General features: G+C 60.7%; 15 protein-coding genes. 1 reads left to right on the top strand and 14 read right to left on the bottom strand.

Features of this window, described 5'->3' with window-relative positions; genetic code table 11:
- Nucleotides 1–126 precede the first annotated feature (126 nt).
- Both AC5P8U_RS09955 and AC5P8U_RS09950 read right to left on the bottom strand, forming a co-directional pair.
- The gene (locus AC5P8U_RS09955) at nt 127–498 is read right to left on the bottom strand and encodes a hypothetical protein (RefSeq protein ID WP_050562685.1); all 372 of its coding nucleotides are present in this window, start codon (nt 496–498) and stop codon (nt 127–129) included.
- Nucleotides 495–872, bottom strand: a complete 378-nt coding sequence (locus AC5P8U_RS09950) for a hypothetical protein (RefSeq protein ID WP_447897250.1) — start codon at nt 870–872, stop codon at nt 495–497. Before AC5P8U_RS09950 ends, AC5P8U_RS09955 begins: the two co-directional genes overlap by 4 nt.
- A gap of 337 nt (nt 873–1209) precedes the next feature.
- Here AC5P8U_RS09950 and AC5P8U_RS09945 point away from each other — a divergent pair, with 337 nt between their 5' ends.
- The gene (locus AC5P8U_RS09945) at nt 1210–1530 is read left to right on the top strand and encodes a hypothetical protein (RefSeq protein ID WP_447897249.1); all 321 of its coding nucleotides are present in this window, start codon (nt 1210–1212) and stop codon (nt 1528–1530) included.
- 120 nt (nt 1531–1650) lie between these two features.
- Here AC5P8U_RS09945 and AC5P8U_RS09940 read toward each other — a convergent pair whose 3' ends face one another.
- The 12 genes from AC5P8U_RS09940 to AC5P8U_RS09885 all read right to left on the bottom strand — a co-directional run bounded on the left by AC5P8U_RS09940 (nt 1651) and on the right by AC5P8U_RS09885 (nt 21185).
- Complete coding sequence (locus AC5P8U_RS09940; protein ID WP_252745341.1) at nt 1651–1989, bottom strand: hypothetical protein; 339 nt, start codon at nt 1987–1989, stop codon at nt 1651–1653.
- Between the two features lie 46 nt (nt 1990–2035).
- Entirely contained in the window at nt 2036–2548 is a 513-nt protein-coding gene (locus tag AC5P8U_RS09935) for a hypothetical protein (RefSeq protein WP_447897248.1), read from the bottom strand.
- A gap of 173 nt (nt 2549–2721) precedes the next feature.
- Nucleotides 2722–3189, bottom strand: coding sequence for a hypothetical protein (locus AC5P8U_RS09930; protein ID WP_252744653.1), 468 nt, complete (start codon nt 3187–3189; stop codon nt 2722–2724).
- 223 nt (nt 3190–3412) lie between these two features.
- A complete protein-coding gene (gene cdiI / locus AC5P8U_RS09925; RefSeq protein ID WP_495214157.1) occupies nt 3413–3733 on the bottom strand; it encodes a ribonuclease toxin immunity protein CdiI in 321 nt (106 codons plus the stop codon).
- A 73-nt stretch (nt 3734–3806) separates the two neighbouring features.
- Nucleotides 3807–4040: a hypothetical protein gene (locus AC5P8U_RS09920; protein WP_447897247.1), complete on the bottom strand. Its 234-nt coding sequence runs from the start codon at nt 4038–4040 to the stop codon at nt 3807–3809.
- Nucleotides 4037–4429: a hypothetical protein gene (locus tag AC5P8U_RS09915; RefSeq protein ID WP_252744655.1), complete on the bottom strand. Its 393-nt coding sequence runs from the start codon at nt 4427–4429 to the stop codon at nt 4037–4039. The genes AC5P8U_RS09920 and AC5P8U_RS09915 overlap by 4 nt, the downstream gene beginning before the upstream one ends.
- 13 nt (nt 4430–4442) lie before the next feature.
- On the bottom strand, nt 4443–5381 hold the full coding sequence (locus AC5P8U_RS09910) for a hypothetical protein (RefSeq protein ID WP_495214133.1): 939 nt from the start codon (nt 5379–5381) through the stop codon (nt 4443–4445).
- Between the two features lie 84 nt (nt 5382–5465).
- Nucleotides 5466–5873, bottom strand: a complete 408-nt coding sequence (locus AC5P8U_RS09905; RefSeq protein WP_447897245.1) for a VENN motif pre-toxin domain-containing protein — start codon at nt 5871–5873, stop codon at nt 5466–5468.
- Between the two features lie 1121 nt (nt 5874–6994).
- Nucleotides 6995–7297, bottom strand: coding sequence for a hypothetical protein (locus AC5P8U_RS09900; protein WP_334271665.1), 303 nt, complete (start codon nt 7295–7297; stop codon nt 6995–6997).
- 109 nt (nt 7298–7406) lie between these two features.
- Nucleotides 7407–7754 (bottom strand): Imm8 family immunity protein, encoded by a 348-nt coding sequence (locus AC5P8U_RS09895; protein ID WP_334271664.1) that lies wholly within the window; start codon nt 7752–7754, stop codon nt 7407–7409.
- A gap of 583 nt (nt 7755–8337) precedes the next feature.
- Nucleotides 8338–8682: a DUF596 domain-containing protein gene (locus AC5P8U_RS09890; protein ID WP_005408646.1), complete on the bottom strand. Its 345-nt coding sequence runs from the start codon at nt 8680–8682 to the stop codon at nt 8338–8340.
- Nucleotides 8679–21185: a hemagglutinin repeat-containing protein gene (locus AC5P8U_RS09885; RefSeq protein WP_447897244.1), complete on the bottom strand. Its 12507-nt coding sequence runs from the start codon at nt 21183–21185 to the stop codon at nt 8679–8681. The genes AC5P8U_RS09890 and AC5P8U_RS09885 overlap by 4 nt, the downstream gene beginning before the upstream one ends.
- Between the last annotated feature and the right edge of the window lie 11 nt (nt 21186–21196).

The following is a 21196-nucleotide window of genomic DNA, read 5'->3' as shown; positions in this document are numbered from 1 at the left end:
AAACCCGGGGGGGACGTCGGTGGTTCGGGTCCAACTTGCTGCCGATGAAGTAAGCGGCATAGGGCGCCAGCGCACCAACTACTCCTGCGCACCAAAAATTGGACCCAACAAAGAGACGACATGGCCCTAGCTACTAACTCCCCAGCCGTCACCCTCATAAGATAGTGGCGGGGCGTACTCCCCATCCCGAATCACCGGACACCAACCCATGCTGGCATAGAAGAACTGCAGATCAATAACATCATAGAGACCCAAACTCACCGGCCGAATCGTGATAAGCCCTCTCGCATAATGAGAGTACTTCCCGCCGGCGCCCGCAACCGCCCGCAGCGCCAGCTCCCGACGATCCCACTCCTCCATAACACCTGTGACTTCAGGACTGCTGTCGAAGATGACCACCTCAAAGCAATCAGCCACTTTACACAAGCACGGAATTCGCTCCTGATTTATCAGACCCTCAGAAGCAAGATTATCTGGAAAGCTAACCCTCAATTTCATTTTTGCACTCCCCTCGGAATTACAACATCACCTGAGAAATTTCTCTCGAACGTGGACAATGCACTGAAGTACTGAACACCATGAGGATCTCGAATAGCTACAACCTTGACACCGGCGAGCTCTGTCACACCATCGACCACGACAAAATGGGAGAACGTGGAACCTCCACTTGACAGGATCGCAAGATTAGCAGCCATCTCTTCGGTCTTCGTCATGACCGACGATTGATCGATAGCACCCTGCATGTAGATGTCAGGGTGAAGAGATGATACATAGCCCCGCATCAAGCTCAACGTCGAAGATAGACCCTCCAAAGTTGCCTCGAGGTTTCGCCGACTCTCGTCCATGAACCATCGATCGAGACCCTTGTCCATCCCCTCTCCGACGGCTGTCATACCCGAAGCGAGGGCGACATTTTTAAGCTGACGATAAGCAAATTCTGCGTCCGCTCCCGGCGTGGGTCCAGCGACCCTGTCCTCAACCGCAACACCGTACTGTTCGCAGTATTGATCGACACGAGTCGCCTACTCGTGCTTCCAGTCGTCCTCTGAAGTAGCTGGAGAGGAGCGCATGCTCAGCTCAACAGCAGCACCGTACGCAAGCAGCTCACGGTCGCGTTATGCGTTCAACTCGTCATACGCACGTGTCACAGAGTCCTTGCAGGCTCGGACATCGCCCCCTTCTCCATCACACGCGGCCCGCTCGGACTCCATGAGTTCGATTTCCTGCCTGCCCAGCCAGTTGCCCGCATGGGTGCTGGCAATCACCCCGCCCACCAGGGTTCACGTGGCCGGCATCGACGTGGTCGCCGCCATTGCCATTGCCGGCAAACAGGCCGCTCTGCTGGCCAACACCCTGATAGCTGCCGCTGGCCTTGCCTGCGCTGGCATACCCGTCGGCATTCCACGCGGTACCGAACGACACCTGCGCATACGGATTGCCCCCTTCCCCACATCCTCACCAGCCGGTATCACCGGCAGCCATCGCCACAGCTATCAGCGCGAAGCGCCCGGCTGTGATGGTGAGGCGTAGCAATCATCATGACTCAACCTTAGCCCAGCGTTCGATGACTTCGTTCAAGGGCCTGATTGGCGTACGACCTCCCCAAAGACGCCTTGGCGTGCTTCGCCAGCTTGCTGTCGAACATCCCTCCTAAACAAGCGTAGACCAGGAGAGATGTATCGTTGGTTCAAGAACCAACTCAGCCCTGGATAGGCCCAACCCAGGAATAAATTCAATACGCAAACTGGACCTTCCATTATTTTCAAATATCGAAATGGAATTCACACCCTCCGATGAGATAACAGAAACATCCACCCCACCAATAGAGATCAAAGCCTGAAAAGACCGCATTACCAAGCTAAAGGAGAACTCAACCTCAACCTGCCCTTCCGAGCTTGCCCTGTAAACAAACAGGCCAATCTCCGGATCCACTCTAAAAGGCTCAAGCCCAAACCTATCAAGAAACTCTTCCCGCGCAGGATACTTCATAGACCACCTTATTTATCTAGATCGCATGATCGCATGCAATCCACAGCTAAGAAATCCCGAAAGACTCAAGCTCCTTCAATGTAATGAATCGAAGCCTTTCACCCCTAAAGGCCGAACCATTCAAGAGTTCGCCATAGCCGCATGCATCACACTGAAATGCGGGCGTAAAACTGATCAACCCCATATATGCCCGCATATACGCCTCCCCGCAGCGGGAACACACCCTGTCAATCTCGACGGCGACCAACTCCTCCATCAGATCTCTGACAAACTGCGCGACACCGTCATCACTTGCATTTCTCAACTGGATCGCACGCAAATACACGCGCCCAACATCCGCTTCCCCGATCTCTGCGAATGGATATTCATCCAATCGACCGTCCATGTTCACCATCAAGTCAAAGCCATAGCTTAGGAAGGGTTCTCTCCGAACCTCGCCTTCGCATTCCACAACCCATTTGATCAGTGCCTCAACAACCCCCCTCGCACCTGAGCTATTATTTACGTCCGAAAGACCCTGAATCAATCCAGCCCTCAAAACCACCGACAACCGAGCCATTACTGCCCACCTTTTATTGGAAAAATTGCAATCGAGCCTCCTGCCCTATATTTGAATACTTTGATGAAGGAAGCCCCCCCCCAACCCCTCAATGAAAATATCCCAATCGACCACCCAATGCCGCCCCCCCCTTCAATCCCTATCACCATCAGAGATGGCAACCGCCCAAAACCCTACGCCCCAACCTTTCGAACCGAATCCGTCCACTCAATCCAGACAGAGGAATCACTCAGACAACCGAAATCACTTAGAGGCGACGTGAGACGCCCAATAACTTCGAGCAGAGGAAGATCCTCACCAGATCGATCAAAAATCCCCTCAAGGAATACCAGCATCACTGAGAATGCATCGAGCAACGTCAAACGCCCCCCTGATGAATTCATTTGTGCGCTACAGAATTCAGAACTGAGTACATTTCCAGCGATGGCAACCTCCGCAAATGCGTCGCGCCAGTCATCCCACATGGCCGGATCGTTGGGCAAGCCATTCGCCCACAAAAATGAGCCGCCCGAAGATAATAGATCAACCAGAGTGTCCTGCCCGCCCCCCCTCTCTCTGTACTTTTGCAGGAAAATGCACATCAACACATATGCAGTCTGAGCGGAAATTCTCTCGAAACCTTTCTTATCGCCCATACTCATCTCGCCGCCCTCTCCTGAACCGGCTCCTGTCCGTACTGCCTTCCGCAACGTCCGGGATACTTTGGCATCCACCGCTCTCTGTGACCAGCTCTCCTACGTGACCAGAGCCTCTCCTGTCGCATTGACAATCTTAGCGCGATCGACATTTTGCTTACGAGAGAGAGCCTCCAGCTTTCGCTGAACGTTTCACATCAGCGAAAGGGCGACTTGGAAATAACCTTAATCAACTCAGCCCCCCCTCCCCACCGCTCTCAACATAAGATCTACAAGCCCCCTCTACAAGATCAGAGAATTCAGCCCCGGAAAGGAAGAGCGTTTCAGCACCATCGCCATGCCCGCATATAAAACGAACGCCTTCAAACCGATCCGCCTCATAGAAACTAACCGGATCCGGGAAAGCGCAGCAAGCACCATCAACACCACACCCATCACCACCAGACAGCTGACTTACAACTCTGGCAAATATTCCCAGCTCAAAAATTCTATCAAAATATGCTTTTGCGACCCATTGAGGATCCTGATCATCGCATGCTTCAAAATAGATAACATAATCATTCCATCAGATTCACGCGACCGGAATCGACGTGGTATCCGCCATTGCAGGCAACCAAGCCACTCTACTGACCAACACCCTGATAGCTGCCACTGGCCTTTCCTGCGCTGGCTGCAATAACCATCGGAATTCCACCATTAATAATCAAATGATGCCTGATTTCAATATTCAACACTACGTCTGCCAGCTGAATTGAAGAAGCCCATGCCACCTCGCCGTCAGTCCCCGCTCGTGACAATCGCATGCGGCAAGTTGCCCTGGGCAAATCGGGGAGCGCGGAACGCAAGCGATCAGTCATTCAAAGAACTCAATAACCCCCTCCACTTCGTACCCAAACCGTAAACTCCCATCCGGATAGCAAACAACAAACCGCCCCTCCAGATCAGGGACATCACTGAAGTGATCTCCAATAAGAACCCCAGAATCGAACTTCGGCGCCATCCGAATGGCCAGACGCCCGAGCTCCTCATCGTTTAAATTCAAGCAACTGTAGGCATTGACGATGGTTTTGAACTGACCGTCATCATGCATAACCCATATCCCCACCGAATCCTTGATCTGCGCGTGATCCCAATACTCATCAGAATCGAACACATTCGATTGCGGCACGCCCAACGACTCCGACAGCACCTTGCGAACATCATCAAAGCTCAAATAGCGCTCAATCGAAAACTGAAAGGAATCCACATATCACCTCAATTTATTTACCCGAGCCACGCGAATTGTAGAGTTCCAGCAACCTCGACCTAGAAGTCGCGTTCACTCCTGCGTTCCCCGCTGCGATCATACCCTCAAGAGCCTTCTCTGATCCGCCCCGGAGACCTCCATCTCGCACCATGTCCGTGTAAACACGGAACTCTGCCCGTGACAGCTGAACAATTCCCGGCCCCTCCTTTGGGAACATCGAGGCTCTATCAGGATGAGTACCCCAGATGCGGCCCGAGGGCACAAGGACGTCGCCATTTGGGAGCAAAACACCTTTCCCTGAGTTCAGATCATTTACGTCCTTGGCAATATCATGCCCCCCCCCTTTTACGATGGACTTTGGCGTATTGGCGCTACCGTCACCAAACCAGGTCTTCGCTCCAATTGTGTCCACACTGTGTGCCGCACTCACCTTCACAGAATCTCGCGGCATGAACGGCTTCCCTTCCAAGGTTCCGCCGTCCACAACCTTTGAAAGAGAGCCGCCTTTGACCCGGAGAATCCCAGCCAATTGATTCCCTGATCTTGCAACCAGGGCCAGATATGCTTGAGTCTCCTCGACCTTCGTCATTACCGATGCTTGATCCAGCATCGACTGAATCTCGATCGATGGATACTTGGAAGTAATCAACCCGCTTGCAGCGTTGAATTGGCCCAACATCCCGTCGCGAAGTGCCTCCGCGTCCTTGGCCATCTTGTCCATGAACCATGCGCTGGGCCCCTTGTTGGAAATGGATAAAAGTGCCTGCATGCTGCCTGCTAGCATCTGCCTTTGTATTTCCCTGAACGCGTAAGCAGCATCGGCTCCAGGTGTAGTTCCAGCTACTCGGTCCTGCACTGGAATACCTGGATACTGCTGCTGCCAGTAGACGTCGATCCGCGCCGCAAACTCGCGCTTCCAGTCGTCTTCTGAAGTTGCTGGATAGGACCGCATACTCAGCTCAACAGCGGCACCATGCGCAAGCAATTCGCGATCGCGCTCTGCGTTCAGCTCTCATACGCACGAGTAACAGAGTCCTTACAGGCTTGGACATCCCCCCCCCCCCTTTCCACCGCACGCAGCCCGCTCGGACTCCATGAGTGCGATTTCCTGCTTACTAAGCCAGTTGTTCTCAGCCGAATTCTTGGCAATCCCCGCATTCAACGCGATCCCAGCCAGATCCTGGCCCGACAACCCACCGGCCAGCGCGCCCACCGCTTGTGATAGCGCCAGAACCGATTCCCTTTGCCGCGGGCTGAGATTCGCGGGGTTGCCACCGAACAACTTGTCCGTCAACACATTCGCAGCCAACTCGCCACCGGCTGCACACATGGCGCCGGTCCCCGCACTGCCACCATTGACTTCCGCCAGCAGCGCACCCAGCACCGCATGCGACGCCAGTTGCGGCATCGCATTAGGGTCACTGTCGTGATTCGGATCAAGCATGCTGCCAATGGATTGGGCGGCATAAGGCGCCAGTGCATTGGAGGCAACCCGACCAGCGCCTGCCCTCCGCGCCGTCCGCCAGCGCAGTCGTCACCGCATGACAAGCACAGTTGTACTCATCGCAGCGCCCCACGTTCTCGCGCCGCTGTAGGCCTGGCTATTTGCCGCCACCACTTTGCTGCATACAGGCAGCCGATTCCATCTCCCTCAATCACAAGGCCGCATTGACCCTCATCAGTCGTCCAATCCGCGGCCAGATCAACATGTAGAAGGCACCCACGGCCAACCCGATGAAAAGCATGATGCCAGCGCGCCTGGGTGCCCACTCAAGCCAAAAGGAAGGACTGGTCCAGACCTTTATCCAAGCGCCAGGAGAGAAGGCACCCTCGAACGCGAGCCACGCCAACAAGGCACAGACTGGTGCAGCTATAACATGGCGAGCTTTGAGCCGCGGAAGAAATTTATCCACAAGCATAACCCCAGGCGCACCGAAGATGAGGCCCAACACAGCAGCTATGGCGCAAACCAGCGATGCGAAAATTGCAGCCTGCGAAAGACTGCCTATCCGATAACTCAGCGGTATGGCTATGAATAACAACCCTCCAAGCATAGAACTGGCAATCACGGACATAATCTTTGCCCCCAATTCACGCTCACTCACTGGCAGACCTCCACCATCTTTCCATCAGGGCCCCGGTAGCTCATGCATTTCTACCTTGAGGGAAAAGTACTCCAAGGCCACTGCAACTTGCCAACTTCGCTACCAATATCGCGCGTATTGGCACTCCACACTTGTCTATCGGCCCACGAATTCGAGTTGAACATTGGACTCAAACCCGTACCCCAGCCTCTCTGATTGAGACTGAGAATCCACCGAATCCATCCGGAAGCAACTGTCGGATCACAAAGCCGGGATCCAATGCATGTGCTCCAGGCACCGTGATGTTGATCAGACTACTGGTGCTCGGATCGACCAGGTGCGTTACGTAACCCAGAGACAGGCCCATGGTGGAAAGATAGCTCACCACGCCGTTGTCGGCCAAACCCTCGTCATCCGTACCGGGTCCTGCAGACCGCTTGAGCGCGTTGTATTGTGCAACGGCATCGCCACATGAGCTTGTTTAGCTCACTACGCATGCAACCGAAGTCGTCGAATACTCATGCGGTTGCTTGGTGGACCCCACCGCCCATTCATAAGCGCCCAAAATCGACTGGAAAGTAGTACCAGGTACGCCGACTGTGTATTCAAGCCCCTTCACGGAATCAATGAACTCCTCCCGATCACCACTGCCGTCAAAATACTTTGGCATTCCAGCCGACATGTTACCCACCAGCAAGATGGCATACGTTTCAATGTCAGATATCGAGCCAAATGTAAGCTTTCCAGCATTGTTCTTAATTTCTTGAACCCCAAGCTTGCTCACAGCAGCTCTGGCCATCATCCATTAAACACAGGCATCCGTCCCACCGTCCGCCCGTTGTCTTATTTTTCTGAAGCGATGCCCAGCCCGGATTTACGCGCTACGGAGAGCTTCAAGAAGATTGATAGTCATCAAACTCCCACTTCATAACCCTACAGAGCTTGGTTGCTATTTCAGCCCAAGTGTCTGCCTCACAAGAATCAATGTAACTGGAAATCACTGATTCGATCACTGAAAAATCAAATTCACTTACCACCAGCATTCCACGACCCCAGAGAGCAGACGAAGAATTTTCAACAAGCCATCCGGGCGTACAAACATTCAAATCAAAGTCATCATCTCCAGGAATACCAACCACACCAACATTAACTCTGACATCGACACTGAAGTCGACCTCACCCGGAATCCATGTTCTCAGATCCAATACATCATTGAATATTCCATTCAATCGCGCCCTCATATCAAACTAACCTTATTTGTTTATATCCATATGCCCGTTAGCAATCTTCTTGCGAGCACCCGCTATTTTGTTTACGCCATACCGCTCAAAGTTCGCCTGAATGCCCGTTACCGCCAGCTCACTCAATTTCTCTGACGGAGGTCGATTCACTCTGGTGCCATCAGCACTAACCCAACCAGTCCCATCACTGGTCCGTCTTGCCCCGTCACCGACCCATATCTTCCCCAATTGATCTGCTTCAGCATGGGTACCTTGTCCAACGCTGAAGTTTGGATTACTTGTACCGCTCCCGCTGACGGCAGTTTTGAGGCGAGTCTTGGATCTGCTGGGAGGTGATGCCTCTGACCTATCGATTGCTCCAATTGAATAGCGAGGCCAATGCTTACATTGAAAGCTGATTCAAACTTGGATGACGGGCGACCATTTTCTTCATATCCGAGAATAGATCATCCCACCCCTGCAGTTCACGGCAAGTACAGAGCGCAAGACACTTCTCAAGCAAGCTTCATCAAAGCTCGGTGTCGTTACAAGCCCTGACCCATTCGTCAGGATCGTCGTGACGCCACCGACATGAATCGGACTACTACGTCCACTGTTCACGGCCATCTGCGCCGATCCAAACCAGACCCGCCGGAGCATCGGTCAAGAACCAGAGGCCGAATCCATCGATATCATCTTCACCTGGATTTTCGGGCCAAGCGTTTGAGATTAGCGTCAGCTGCTCCCTCCAGTCGCCTTGCAAGAAGACCCCGTCCGTTGCAAGCCTCACTTTCCCTTCCCTCAACAAACGACCCATCAACTCGAAGAACGCGTCTTTTCTTTCGGAGATCCCAACACCTCCCATTTCCATCGTCATGTGCTGCCAGACGGCACCCATTGATAACCCAAACGAAGAAGTCACCACTGCACAATAAATCCCATCTTTCATTTGAACTTCACCTCTACTCGCTTTCCATTATTTATGGATTTATCCTGCACATCAATTGTCCAACTCGCACCAGTCTTCTGCGCACTCGTTGAAAAATCTCTAAGAGTTATCTTTGCACCAGAGCTCGTGGTTGCCGTATAAAGAAGACCCTTTCCAGGTACGACCCTCGCGACAGGCATGCGATCAGTTCCAGTCAGCTGTCTGAAATACAGCATGACATCGGATGTGCTTGCACCAATATAAACCGGAGCACCCGTACTGACTTGAGCATCGGCCTTCAAGACCTTTGAACCAAGATTAAGCTGAAAATCCTTAGGATCCAATGACTTGCTATTGTATTGGTGTGCGAGGTCATCAATTCGCTTTTGCGAGTACGCCTGAAGAACGGATTCAGGTTGTTTGAGAGACAAATCGGGTCCTGCCGGGCGACCTGCGATTCTCTCCAGTGCGGACTTCTCCGCATCCACCTGCGTCCCGCTTGAGGTATTCGGTGTCCCATCACTCCGTCCGCTCCCAAAGCCTCCGTTGCCGCCGACTATATTGACCATTCCATAGCGTCGTGCCAGCAACTGTGCCAGCCCAAGGCCTACTTCGCCTGCAGTCTCCTTGGACCATAGCCCATATTGATCGATGGAAGTGTCGACACCGGCGGTCCACTGTGCCAGCGCGGCCACCGTATATTCCTGAGGCAGGATATAGACGGGCTGGAGTCCCCCGTTCTCAAAAATCAGCTCGCGATAGGCACGTCCATCCATGGAGTGGGCGAACGAAGAAAGCGCCTCGCTGCTACGGCCGAGATCATCGAACAGTCCAAGCTCTCCGGGCCACGAGCCATACTTGTAGGAAACGGCCGCATTCACAAACGCCTGACACGCAGGGCTCGCTGAGTTCGCAGTGCACACTGAGAGCAGCTCGTAATCCATTCTCTCCGACAATTGCTTGGCAACGTCGCGCACCGTCTTCTGGCATGACGTGTCGCCGCCGCACTCGTCGAGCTGCTGCTTCAGTACACGAGCCTGATCCTCTGAAAGGAAGTTGTTCTCAACCGAATTCTTGGCAATCCCCGCATTCAACGCGATCCCAGCCAGATCCTGCCCTGACAACCCACCCGCCAGTGCTCCCACCGCCTGCGACAACGCCAGCACCATCTCCTTCTGCTCCGGGCTCAGCCTGGAAGGATCTCCTCCGGTCAATGTACTGGTCAGCACCTTCGCGGCCAACTCGCCGCCAGCCGCAGAGACCGCTCCGGTTCCCGCATTGCCACCATTGGCTTCCGCCAGCAGTGCACCCAATACCGCGTGCGACAGCAATTGCAGAGTCGCATTGGGATCGCTGCCGTGGTTCGAGTCAAGCTTGCTGCCGATGAAGTAAGCGGCATAGGGCGCCAGCGCATTGGACGCGACCTGACCGGCGCCCTGGCCGGCTACGCCCCCTACCACAGCCGTCGTCACTGCGCTCAGGGCACGGCTGTACTCACCGCCATCACCCCACTTCTTCGCATCGTTATAAGCTTGGCTGTTTGCCGTCAGCACCGCATCGCGCTGCTCCGCGCTAAGCGCGTTGAACGCCTTCTTATCATCGCTTGATAGGCCATCATAGTACGCCTGGGTTGCCTTCTTGCTCTGATAGGCTTGAACGTCCCATGCAATCTGCTGGCTGGTGGCCATCACCGTCCCCGCCGCAGCCGCCATCGCCTGCTGGTCCGCCAGCAACTTGCTCGCATCCGGCAATGCATCCAGCGCACGATGTGCCCCACTGGCATCGGTGTTGATGCCCAGCTCAGCCGCCGACGTCTGCTTGCCACCGATGGTGATGTTGCCCTCGGTCAAGGTGGCAAGGGTGGAGCTGCTGTCGCTGCCCTTTTCCATCATCGGCAGGCCCGGACCACCTCGGGGTGCGGCCGTTCCCGGCTTGGGCGCCCAGCCATCCATCTGCCCGCCCGCACCACCACTGATGCTGCCGGAGCTGGCCGTGTAGTCCATGTGGTTCTGCAGGTCGGTGAACGTCAGCGAGCCCGCAGTCAGTTCACTGTTGCCTGCATTAGTGCTGGCAATCGCCCCGCCCACCAGGTTCACGTGGCCGGCATCGACGTGGTACCCGCCATTGCCGGCAAACAGGCCGCTCTGCTGGCCGACACCCTGATAGCTGCCGCTGGCCTTGCCTGCGCTCGCATACCCGTCGGCATTCCACGCGGTACCGAACGACACCTGTACGCGGCCACCCACTTGGCTGTTCCTGGACATGCTCTCGGCGATGTCCTGCAGCGATTCAATGGTCAGCGTGCCGCCGGTCTTGACGTCGATGCGATCAGCGGTCGCCGTGGCGCCACGCAGCGTGGTATCGCCCTCGGCCTTCATCGAGATGTTCTTGCCGGTCAGCGTGGTGTTCTGCCAGGTGCTGCTCTCGGCATTGGCCTTGCTGCTGCCAACACTGGCTTCGGCGTACACGTACACGCCGGTCTGCGCGCCCACCGAGACGCCCACGCCGACTTCGGCGCCTGCATTGCTGCTCTTGCTGCGGTCGGCCACATTCGCCTTGCCTGCTTCCAGCAGGATGTCGCCGGCCGAATCCAGGCTGAGGGTGTTGCCTGCACTCAGGTTGCCCTGCACCACATGGATGTCGCCCTGGGTGCTGGTGAGGTTGACGTTGCCGCCGCCCTGGATGGTGGAGCCACGCGAAACCATGCTGCTGCCATCTGCACTGCTGTTGGCGGTCTTGAAGCCGATGCCTGCTTCAGCACGGAACAGTTCGCCACTGCCGCCACGGCCGGACAGTGCCGAGATCGCACTGGCTGCCTGGTACGCGTTGGCGCCCGCCGCCATGCCCTGCATCTTCTGCAGGCGGTCATCGGACTGACGTGCCGCGTCCACGTTGTTGATCAGGTCGATCAACGGCGACTTCACCCGCGCGAACACGCCGATCTTCAGGTCCTTGTCGCTCTGCGAGTAGTGGCCGCTCTCGTCGGCGGTCAACAGCTCGATCTCGGCGGCGGTGATGTTCACGTCCTTGGCGGCCACCACGTTGCTGGCCGTCTGCGTGTACTTGCCACCGGCGGTCAGGTTCACGCTTCCGCCCAGACTGCCGATGCTGCTGGCCACCTGTGACACCTGCGCGCTGTCGTCCTGGTGCTGCTCGCGGTGCCAGCCGGAGAACTTCTCTGTATCCGATATCTGTACCGTGCCGATCGCCTTGCTGTCGGACGTATTGGCGTTGCTGACCGTATCCTGCCCGCTGCGCACCAGCAGATCGCCGGCCGCACGGATGCTGACGTCCTTCTCGGCGGCGATGTTGGCCGCGGTCAGGCTGATGTTGCCTTCGGTGGTGGCCATGCGCACGCCGCCGCCAACGGACAGCTGCGTGCCAGTGATGGTGTCACTGCTACCGCTGCCCTGACTCTGCGAGTTGTTGGTACCGAACGGCAAGCCGCTGGTGTTGTTGGCAAAGCCCCAGCCCTTGCCATGGCTGCTGCTGTCGCTGCGCTCGGTGTTGTGGGCCACGTCGAACACGATGTCCTGGGTGGCCAGCAGCACAGCGTTGCCCTCGGCCGACATCTGTGTGCCCTGGCTGAGGATCGAGCCGCCGTTGGCAATCAACGTGAGATCGCCGCCTGCAGCCAACTGGCTGACGCGGGCATCACTGGTCGAATGGCTCTGTTCGCTGTTGGTGCGCTGGCTGCCGGCAGTCACCACGGTCGACGTGGTGGCCGCGCGCAGGCCGGAGGCGGCGCCTTCGGCGGTGCGGGTGATCCGCCCCATCGCCGAGCCACTATCGGCCATACCGTCGGTGGTCGAATCGCGGGCGCTGCGGTAGGCCTTGGTCGGGTCGTAGGTCACGCCCACCGAGAAGCCGCTGGACTTGCTGGCCTGACTGGATTGGCTGTCCGTGGTGTCCTGTCGCGCCAGCAGCGCAATCTCCTTGCCCACCAGTGTCAGGTTCTCGCCTGCGGCGACGTCCGACGCCTCGATCGTCAGTGTGTTGCCAGCATTGATCAGCACATTGCCGTCGCGCGAGGCGATCGCCGATCCCACCTGGGTGGTGGATTGTTCGGCGCGGGTGCTGCTGTTCTTCGCGCTGCTGTAGCCGACCGATGCCACGCCGTTGCCGAAGCCTCCGGTAACGCCGGATTTCTTTTTGCGCTCGCTGGACTCACTGCTGTGATGGTCCTCGGCGGCAGTGATCAGCACATTGTTGCCAGCCCCCAGAATCACGTTGCCGGTGGCATCGACCACCGCACCTACCGCAGTCAGATCGCGTCCAGCCGTGATGTTGATACGCTCGCCCTGGATCGCCGTGCCGATGGCATAGCTGTCGCTCGCGTCGACGCTGCGCGTGGTGGTGGTACTGGAGAGCGTCTTCTTTTTCTTGTCGTAGCTGTCCAGGCTGTAGTCGTGCGTCTCGTTGGCCGAGAGCAGGTTGACGTCGCGGCCCGCAGCCACGCTTACCGCGCCGTCATTGCTGTCGACCAACGCGGCTGTCAGGTTCACATCCCGGCCCGCGTTCAGCAGCAAATCTTCCCCGGCCTGCAATGTACTGCCCCGCACCGTCTCATCACTCTGGCTGACCTGCAGCGAGCTGCGCTTGCCCGCGTTCGCAAAATCCCGGCTCTCGCTGTCCACCAGCGCCTGGCTGTTGATGTCCCCACCGGCCTGCAATGCCAGACCGCCCGCCGCCCTGATCTGCGCGGCGGCCAGGTTGATGTCCTTGCCGGCCGCCAGCACCACATCGCCAGCGCCCTGCACTGACGTGGCAGCGTGTGTCGTCCTGCTGCTGCGCTGATGGTTGCGTTCATCGAAGGTGGCGTCGCGGCGTTCCTCCAGCGCAATCGCGCCAACATCCAGAGTGCCGCCTGCGGCCAGCTGGGTCAGGCCGTCGGCGCCGGCGTTGCGGATCTGTGCGGCCTGCAGGCTGATGTCACCACCGGCCACCACCGACAGCATGCCGTCGCCACTGGGATTGGTTACATACAGACCAGCAACCCGATCAATGCGGTTGGTCTCGTACTGGTAGGTGCCACCGCCCTGCTGTGTCTCCACCGTGGAGGCCACCGTGACATTGCCCGCAGCCTTGACCGACAGCGCATCGCTAGCCGTCACGGCGGCACCGACAACGCGGATGTCCTTGTCCGACGACAGCCCGACGTACTGGCCGGAAATGCTGCCGCCCAGATGCTCGATGTTGCCGGCATCGATGGTCACCAGCTTGCGCCCGGCGATGTTGCCGGTGTTGACCAGGTCATTGCCCAGTTTGATATCGACATTGGCGCCGGCCAGCAGTGCACCGTTGCCGTCCAGGTCGCCCGGGCGCAGGCGCAGGTAGACCTGCGGCACCAGCGCGGTGGTGGTGCTGCCATCGGCCAGGGTGACGGTCTGCTCGACCAGCCAGACAATGTCACTGGTCAGCTGTGCCATCTGCGCTTCGGTCAGCGCCACGCCGGGGCGAAGGCCCCATTCGCTGGCGACCGTGGCACCGGCCTCCAGCAGCGCGCGGTACTGCGCCTCGTCACTGGCGTAGCCGTCGAGGAAGCGGCGACCGGTCAGCTGGCCGATCTGCTCGCGCACCAGCTTCTGCTCGTAGTACCCATCACCCAGCCGCTTCTGCACGGTATCGGGCGAGTAGCCCATCTGGCCCAGCAGATGGTCCGAACTCAGCCAGGTCTTGTGGTCGGTGAAGCGCGGATCGGTCTCGACCAGATAGTGGCCGCCGTTGGGATTGACGTTGAACAGGCTGGCGCTCGGCGCGCGCGTGTCCGGTGCACCCATCGCGATGCGATCCGGTGATCCTCCACTGGCTGCGACCACGCGCGGCCCGGACGTACCGGTGTTGCCGCTCACGCCGCCGACGCTGCTCCCTTGCTGGGTACTGGCACCATCGGCCGCCTGTGCCAGCGCGCGTTCGGCACCGGTGCCGGCGGACTGGCCCGGCCCCTGCGCACCGCCATGGCCCGGCCCATCCGGCAGCGCCGTGGGCCCCTGCACGTTGAGGTTGGCCATGGCCGAACCGTTCTGCACGTTCGGTGCGTTCCGTCCCTGGTTGAGGTTGCTCAGGTCACCGACGTCGATGCTCAACGAGCCGCCGCTGACAATGCGGCCGCCAATCTTACCGGTCACCTCGGAAATGGCCGGAGCACTCCAGGTCATCACATCCCCGCCGAAGGTGTGGCTGACGTTGGAGAACTGGTGCGTGCGATACAGCGTGGCCGCCAGGTTCTCCACCTTTGCCGCGCCGGTCAGGCCGATGATGTCCAGATCGCCGCCGGCGGCAATGCTGCCGTAGTGGTTGCGCAGATCATCGCTGCGGATGCGCATCGCACCGCCTGACCGGATGACCGCATCGGCACCGACGCTCGGCTGCAACACATCTTCGGTCACGGTGCGCGTGGCCAGGCGATACTGCTCGTTGGCACTGGTGGAGTTGCCGCCCGCAAACTGTGGGCTGGTCAGAATGCGGTCGGGATCGTAGTCCTTGTAGGTCCACAACTGCACGCAGTTGGTCGTACAGGTGCCATACGCTGACGAGTAGGTGAGTTTGTCATCGACGTAGCGGAATGCCGGCGAATCGGGATGCAGGGTGGCCAGCTCGGCAAACGGATCGTCGGCACCAGCGGCAACCTGGTCCGGATTGACCTGGTTGTCCTGGCGGCCGACGTAGTACATCACCACCGTGCCGTCCTGCACGTTCAGCCGCGCACGCTCACCCAGCGCGGCATACAGCCCACCGCGCCCGAAGAAGTAGGCACTGGTCTGCGCGGTCAGTCGTACCACCGCACGGTGCACGGTGAAGCCATCCGGCGTGATATGCGGCGTGTCTTCCAGGATATCGGTCGGATTGAGGTAGTACACCTCGTGCGCCGAATAGTGACTGGTGCTGCGAATGTCCTCGGTGCCATTCTTGCCGTTGCGCCACCAGGCGGGTCGATCCATGCGCACCGGAGCGTTCACGGTGGTGGTCTGTGTGATGACCACGTTCTCGCGGATGTTGTTGACCACCTGCGCATCGATGGACAGGTTGCCGGTGACATCGATGACCGAGCTGATGTTGTCGATCCGCCCGGCAATGCCGCTGGCGATGCGATCGGCACTCAGCGTGCCGCCGATGGCAGCATCACCGCCGCTGTAGATCAGGCCCTTGCCGGTGTTCTGCAGCTCGCGCACGCCCAGGTCCAGGCGCTCGCGTGCAGCCACGGTGCCGACGCGGGTGGCACCACCGGCCTCTTCGGCGCGATTCTTCAGCACGCCGGTGGAGATCGCCACGCGATCACCATAGATGCGCCCGGTGCCAAGATTGTCGATTTCGCCGGCCTCCAGGTGGGTCAGCGCGCCATCGATCAGGCCCCGGTTGGTCAGCTGGCCACGGGCATTGAGGTGGGTCGTGCCCTGGCTGGAGATCTCACCCGAGGCCGCATTGGTGATGTTCTGGGCGTTGAGGTCGAGGTTGCCACCGCGCACCACACCCTGGTTGTCGAGGTCGCCGGACAGGTTCAGCGACAGCGTGCCGTTGGCGATCCATTCGCCACGTTGGCGCATGCCCTGCTGCAGGGTGAGGCCGAGGTCACGCTGCGCATGCACCTGGCCGTCTTCGCTGAGCGCACGTGCGACCAGGGTCTGGCTGCCATCGGCGCGCAGCAGGCCGCCGCTGTTGGCGACGTTGTCCGCCTGGCTGTCCAGGTTGCCGCCGGTGCTGATCACGCCGCCGGTGTTCTGCAGCTGGCCGTTGATCTGCAGCCGCGCACCGCCATCAGTGACGACCTGGCCCTGGCTGTTGTCCAGCCACTGTGCACCGAACTGCAGCTGGCCCGCCTGCAGGCCACGCGTGCCGTCGCCGCCACGGGTGTTGCGGTTGTCCACGCTGGCGGCCGTGAGGGTCAGCAGCTGGCCGGCCGCGATCGCGCCGTCGGCGTTGTCCAGGTGCCCGTCCAGGGTCAGGTCGAGGTTGCGCCCGGCCTGCACGCGACCACTGGCATTGGCCAGGCTCGCCGCCTGCAGCGACAGTTTCGCGGCGCTGGCAAGTGTTCCACCGGAACTGTTGTCGACGCGGGCCAGCAGCAAGCGCGCATCGCCTTGTGCATTGACTGCGCCGCCACGGTTGTCCAGCGCGCCACCATCCAGCTGCAGCTTCCCGGCCGCCAGCAATCCACCGCTGCCGGCCGTGAAACGGTTGTCGATGTCCTGCCCGGCCGTGTTGATGGCCAGGTCGGCCGCCGACTGCACGCGACCGCCCTGGTTGTCCATCGCGCCACTGCGAACGCTCAGCGCGCCCTTCTGCGTGCCCAGCGTGCCGGCGCGGTTGTCCAACCGCTGGCCGCGGGTATCGATGTCCAGCTGGCCGCCCAGCAGCGTGCCGCGCTGGTTGAGCAGGCCGTTGCCCTGCAACTGCAGCCGTTCGCCGGCCTGCATCGCGCCGTCGCTGTTGTCTACGCCTGCCGCCGTGGTCGCGCTCAGGTCCTTGCCAGCGACCAGGGTGCCGTGGCGGTTGTCGAGACTGTCGGCGCCCAGGGTCATCGTGCCGGTACTGGACAGCAGCCCCTGCTCGCCATTGTCGAGGCGACCGTCAACGCCCAGCACCAGCGCGCTGCCGCCCGCATGCACGGTGCCGCCCTGGTTGCCGAGGCTGGCCGCGGTGACCGTGCCGGCACCGCCGAGCAGGATGCGGCCCTTCTGGTTGTCCAGCGCCTGGCCGATCGCCAGCGTGGAGTGGCCCGCGCCTGCACCCTGCAGCGTGCCCTGTGCATTGATCAGCTGCTGCGCGGTGACAGCCAGCGCGCCATTGCTGGCCAGCGATCCACCGCGATTGTCCAGCACACCCTGTACGCGCAGGCGCAGCGCGTCTTCACCGGTTGCGGTGAGCGTGCCACCGGCGGTGGTCAGGGTATCGGCGGTGATGTCGACGCGGCGCGCCGAGGTGGTTGCCGCGGTCAGATCGAGGTTGGCGCCGTCCAGCGCGAAGCTGCCATTGCTGAGCACGCTGCCGCCGTTGCCCAGCAGGGTCTTCGCCGAGACCTGCAGCTGGCCGCTCCCCGCGTGCTGGATCCTGCCTGCACGGTTGTCCAGCACCTGTGCCAGCAGGGCCAGGTCGCCATTGCTGGCCAGCGTGCCACCGGCATTGCCCAGCGTCGTGGCCTTGATGCGACTGGCGCCTTCGCCGCTGGCGATGATGCGGCCACCGGCGTTGTCGAGCGTGGTGGCCTCAAGGTCGAGGCGATCGGCGCCCAGTGTCGCGTCACGATGATCCACGTCGCCAGCACGCAGGGTCAGCGTGGCCGAGGAGACCAGCGTGCCCTTGCTGCCGTCCAGGCGGCCGGTGGTGATGTCCAGGCCCTGGTTGCCGGCCTGGCGGATGCTGCCGCCACTGTTGTCCAGCCGTGCGGAAGTGACCGTCAGGCGATTGGCATTGCTGGCGATCGTGCCTTCGTGGTTGTCCAGCGCAGCGACGATCTGCAGCGTGCTGTCAGCCGTTCCGGCACCGCTGAGCGTGCCCTTGCGGTTGATCAGTTCACCGGCCTGAACATCCAGCGCGCCGTTGCCGGCGATCGTGCCGCCGCTGTTGTCCAATGCCTGCGCCACACGCACTAGCAGCGCCTCGCTGCCAGTCGCACTGAGGCTGCCGCCGGCATTGTCCAGGCGCTGCGCATCGATGGCGGTGCGCTCGGCCTGGGTAACGCTGCCGGCGCCGAGCACAAGCTCGCCCCCTTCCAGCGTCAGCGACGACTGGCTGAGGATCCGGCCCGCCGCGCCCTGCAGGCTGTCGGCCCGGATCTGCAAGGTGCCTCTGCCCGCGTGTTCGATCGCGCCGCCGCGGTTGTCCAGGCGCGCTGCCTGCAGCTGCACATCACCGGTACCGGCCAATCGGCCACCGTTGCTGTTGTCCAGCAGCTCGCGGACCTGCACCTGCAATGCAGCGCTGCCTGCGGCCAGTACCTTGCCACCCTGGTTGACCAGGCTGTCGGCCTGAAGCTGCACCTGGCCATTGCCGGATATCGCGCCGCCGCTGTTATCCAGCGTGCCGCGCACCGTCAGCGCCACACCCTGCGTGCCGGCCGACTGCAGCGTGCCCTTCTGGTTGTCGATGCGACCGGCGTCGATGCGCAGGCCTCCGTTGCCGACGATCTGGCCGCCCTGATTGTCGAACGCATGGCGCACGTCCAGCGCCAGCGCCGAGACACCCTGCGAGACGATCTGGCCCTGGCGGTTGCGCAGTGCCCCGGCGTGGATCTGCACGCTCTGCGCCGATGTCGTACCACCACTCACGTCCAACTCCCCGCCGGACAGCACCAGCGCGCCGTTGCTGAGCAGGCGCCCTTCGCTGCCACGCAACGTATCGGCCTGCACGCTCAGGGTGCCGGTGCCAGCCTGCTGAACCAGGCCGTTGCTGTTGTCCAGCGTGGTCGCGACCAGTGCCAGATCGCCGTTGCCGGCCAACGTGCCGCGGGCACTGTTGTCCAGCGTCGTGGCCTTCACCGAACTGGCCCCGCTACCCAGCGACAGCAGGCTGCCGCCCCGGTTGTCCAGCGTCGCGGCCAGGATCTCGAACCCGGCCGCACTGAGCGAACCGTTGCGCAGATCGGCGTTGCCGGCCGACCATTGCAGGCGGCCCAGGGTACTCAGTCGCCCACCGCTGCCGGCCCAGTCGCCCGTACCCAACGCGAGACCATCGCCACCGGCATGTTCGATACGGCCACCGGCATTGCCGACCTGGCCTGCGCGCAAGGCCAGCTGCGTGGCATTGGTGGCCAGCAGACCACCGTCGTTGTTGAACAGGCCCTGCACCGTCCACGACGATGCCGCTTTGCCGGCGTGGCGCAGTTCACCACCGCGGTTGTCGAGCGACTGCGCATCCAGCCACAGGTCGCCGGCCACGCTCAGCGCACCCTTCTGGTTCGACAACAGGCCCACCTGCAACGCGGCATCGCCATGCACCTGCAGCATGCCGCCGTCATTGCGCAGCTCACCCCCGGCCTGCAGCGCGCTCACTCCCAGGCGACCGCCGCTGTTGTCGAGACCGTTGCGTGCGACCAGTGACACCGTGCCGCCGTTGCTGATGCTGCCGCCGTCGTTGTCCAGCGTACCGGCGATGGCGATCAGGCCCTCGGCCAGGGGCAGCTCCGGCGACGTCGGCGTACCCGCCGAGCCGCCATTGCCGCCTCCGGTTCCCGGCGTTCCCGGCGTGCCGGTTCCCGGTGTTCCACCGCCATTGCCGGGCGACGTGCCGCTGCCAGCGCTGCTCCCGTTACCACCTGACGCTACGGCATCCAGTGCACCCAACAGGCCATTGCTACGGTTGCTGGCTGCGTCGGCCTTGAGCGCCAGCGCTTGCGCGCCGGTCTGTTCAATGGCGCCGCCATGGTTGCGCAACCCGTGCGCCTCCACCTGCAGGCGCTGTGCATTGAGCGTGCCGCCGCTGTTGTCCAGCGTGCCACCGGCGGTGATCGCAACTTCGCGCTTGGCCGCGATGGTGCCGCCATTGGCAAGATCGCCACTGGCCTGCACGCGCATGTTCTGCCGCGACTGCAGGGCGCCGGTGTTTTCCAGCCGGCCATCCACCGTCACCACCAGCTCGCCGGCCTGTGCGCCAATGCTGCCGGCATTGCGCACGCCCACGCCGTGCTCGTTGCCGACCAGCCAGATCTTGTTGGCGAACATGCCGCCCAGCGCGCCAACGTCCAGCGCGAAGGCCGGTGCCTCGCCGCTGGCCGCGGTCGCGCTGGCCTGGCTGTGGTCGGCACTGACTACGTTGTTGCCCAGCGTCGCCTGCAGCTGGTTGGCCCAGATGCCGGCGTTGACCTGCAACGAACGGGTGATCAGGTCGGTGTAATCGGCACGGCTGGTGTCCAGGCCATCGCCATCGATCTGGATCGCGCCACCGGTGACCCGATAGCCCTCAAGTGCGCCTGCACCCGTGAACATCGGCGTGCCGGTGGTCAGGGTCACCCGGCTGGCATTGAGGAAACCGCCGCCATTGACCTGGATCCCGGCCGGGTTGGCAATGATCACTTCGGCGCGCTGCCCGGCCACTTCCACATAGCCGTTGAGCCCGCTGGCCGGACCATTCACTTCATTGAGGATGACCCGTGCACTGCCGGTGGCGAGCCACGGGTTGCCCTGCACCCAGCCGCCCAGCTGCGTCTGCACCTGGCCGCGGGCGTTGTTGAGGATGACGCCATCGCGGCCCACGTCGAACTGCGAATAGCGGTTGCGCGACACACCCGCCGCCGACGGCGTGGTGATGTTCACCATCGGCACGCCATTGGGTGCGGTCACCATCGTCGGCCGTTCACGGCCCGGCGCATTCGGATCGGAAATGATGCGCGCATCGGACTGCGCCAGCGCAGGCGTTCCCAGGCTGACCCAGCCCAGTGAGCACATCAGTGCGAAGCCCAGCGGCGACAGCGCGGCGCTCTGCCGGCCCGGCACATGGCCGACCAGGCCACCGCCGCCCTTCACCAGCTCCGAAGCCACCTGCCAGACGCGCAGCGCGCGGTTGAAAACCAGACGATAGATAGTGTTCATGTCACGTGTCC

Source organism: Stenotrophomonas sp. YJH_SMC_81, from assembly GCF_059370875.1.
The sequence above is the reverse complement of the archived record's forward strand: the minus strand, read 5'-3'. Positions and strand labels throughout refer to the sequence as shown.

Excerpts from the sequence above, each read along its gene's own strand:
- AC5P8U_RS09935 (WP_447897248.1), bottom strand. The coding sequence starts at position 2,548 with ATGGCTCGGTTGTCGGTGGTTTTGAGGGCTGGATTGATTCAGGGTCTT.
- AC5P8U_RS09930 (WP_252744653.1), bottom strand. The coding sequence starts at position 3,189 with ATGAGTATGGGCGATAAGAAAGGTTTCGAGAGAATTTCCGCTCAGACT.
- AC5P8U_RS09955 (WP_050562685.1), bottom strand. The coding sequence starts at position 498 with ATGAAATTGAGGGTTAGCTTTCCAGATAATCTTGCTTCTGAGGGTCTG.
- AC5P8U_RS09940 (WP_252745341.1), bottom strand. The coding sequence starts at position 1,989 with ATGAAGTATCCTGCGCGGGAAGAGTTTCTTGATAGGTTTGGGCTTGAG.
- AC5P8U_RS09910 (WP_495214133.1), bottom strand. The coding sequence starts at position 5,381 with ATGCGGTCCTATCCAGCAACTTCAGAAGACGACTGGAAGCGCGAGTTT.
- AC5P8U_RS09945 (WP_447897249.1), top strand. The coding sequence starts at position 1,210 with ATGAGTTCGATTTCCTGCCTGCCCAGCCAGTTGCCCGCATGGGTGCTG.
- AC5P8U_RS09885 (WP_447897244.1), bottom strand. The coding sequence starts at position 21,185 with ATGAACACTATCTATCGTCTGGTTTTCAACCGCGCGCTGCGCGTCTGG.
- AC5P8U_RS09890 (WP_005408646.1), bottom strand. The coding sequence starts at position 8,682 with ATGAAAGATGGGATTTATTGTGCAGTGGTGACTTCTTCGTTTGGGTTA.
- AC5P8U_RS09895 (WP_334271664.1), bottom strand. The coding sequence starts at position 7,754 with ATGAGGGCGCGATTGAATGGAATATTCAATGATGTATTGGATCTGAGA.
- AC5P8U_RS09920 (WP_447897247.1), bottom strand. The coding sequence starts at position 4,040 with ATGACTGATCGCTTGCGTTCCGCGCTCCCCGATTTGCCCAGGGCAACT.
- AC5P8U_RS09950 (WP_447897250.1), bottom strand. The coding sequence starts at position 872 with ATGGACAAGGGTCTCGATCGATGGTTCATGGACGAGAGTCGGCGAAAC.
- AC5P8U_RS09905 (WP_447897245.1), bottom strand. The coding sequence starts at position 5,873 with ATGCTTGATCCGAATCACGACAGTGACCCTAATGCGATGCCGCAACTG.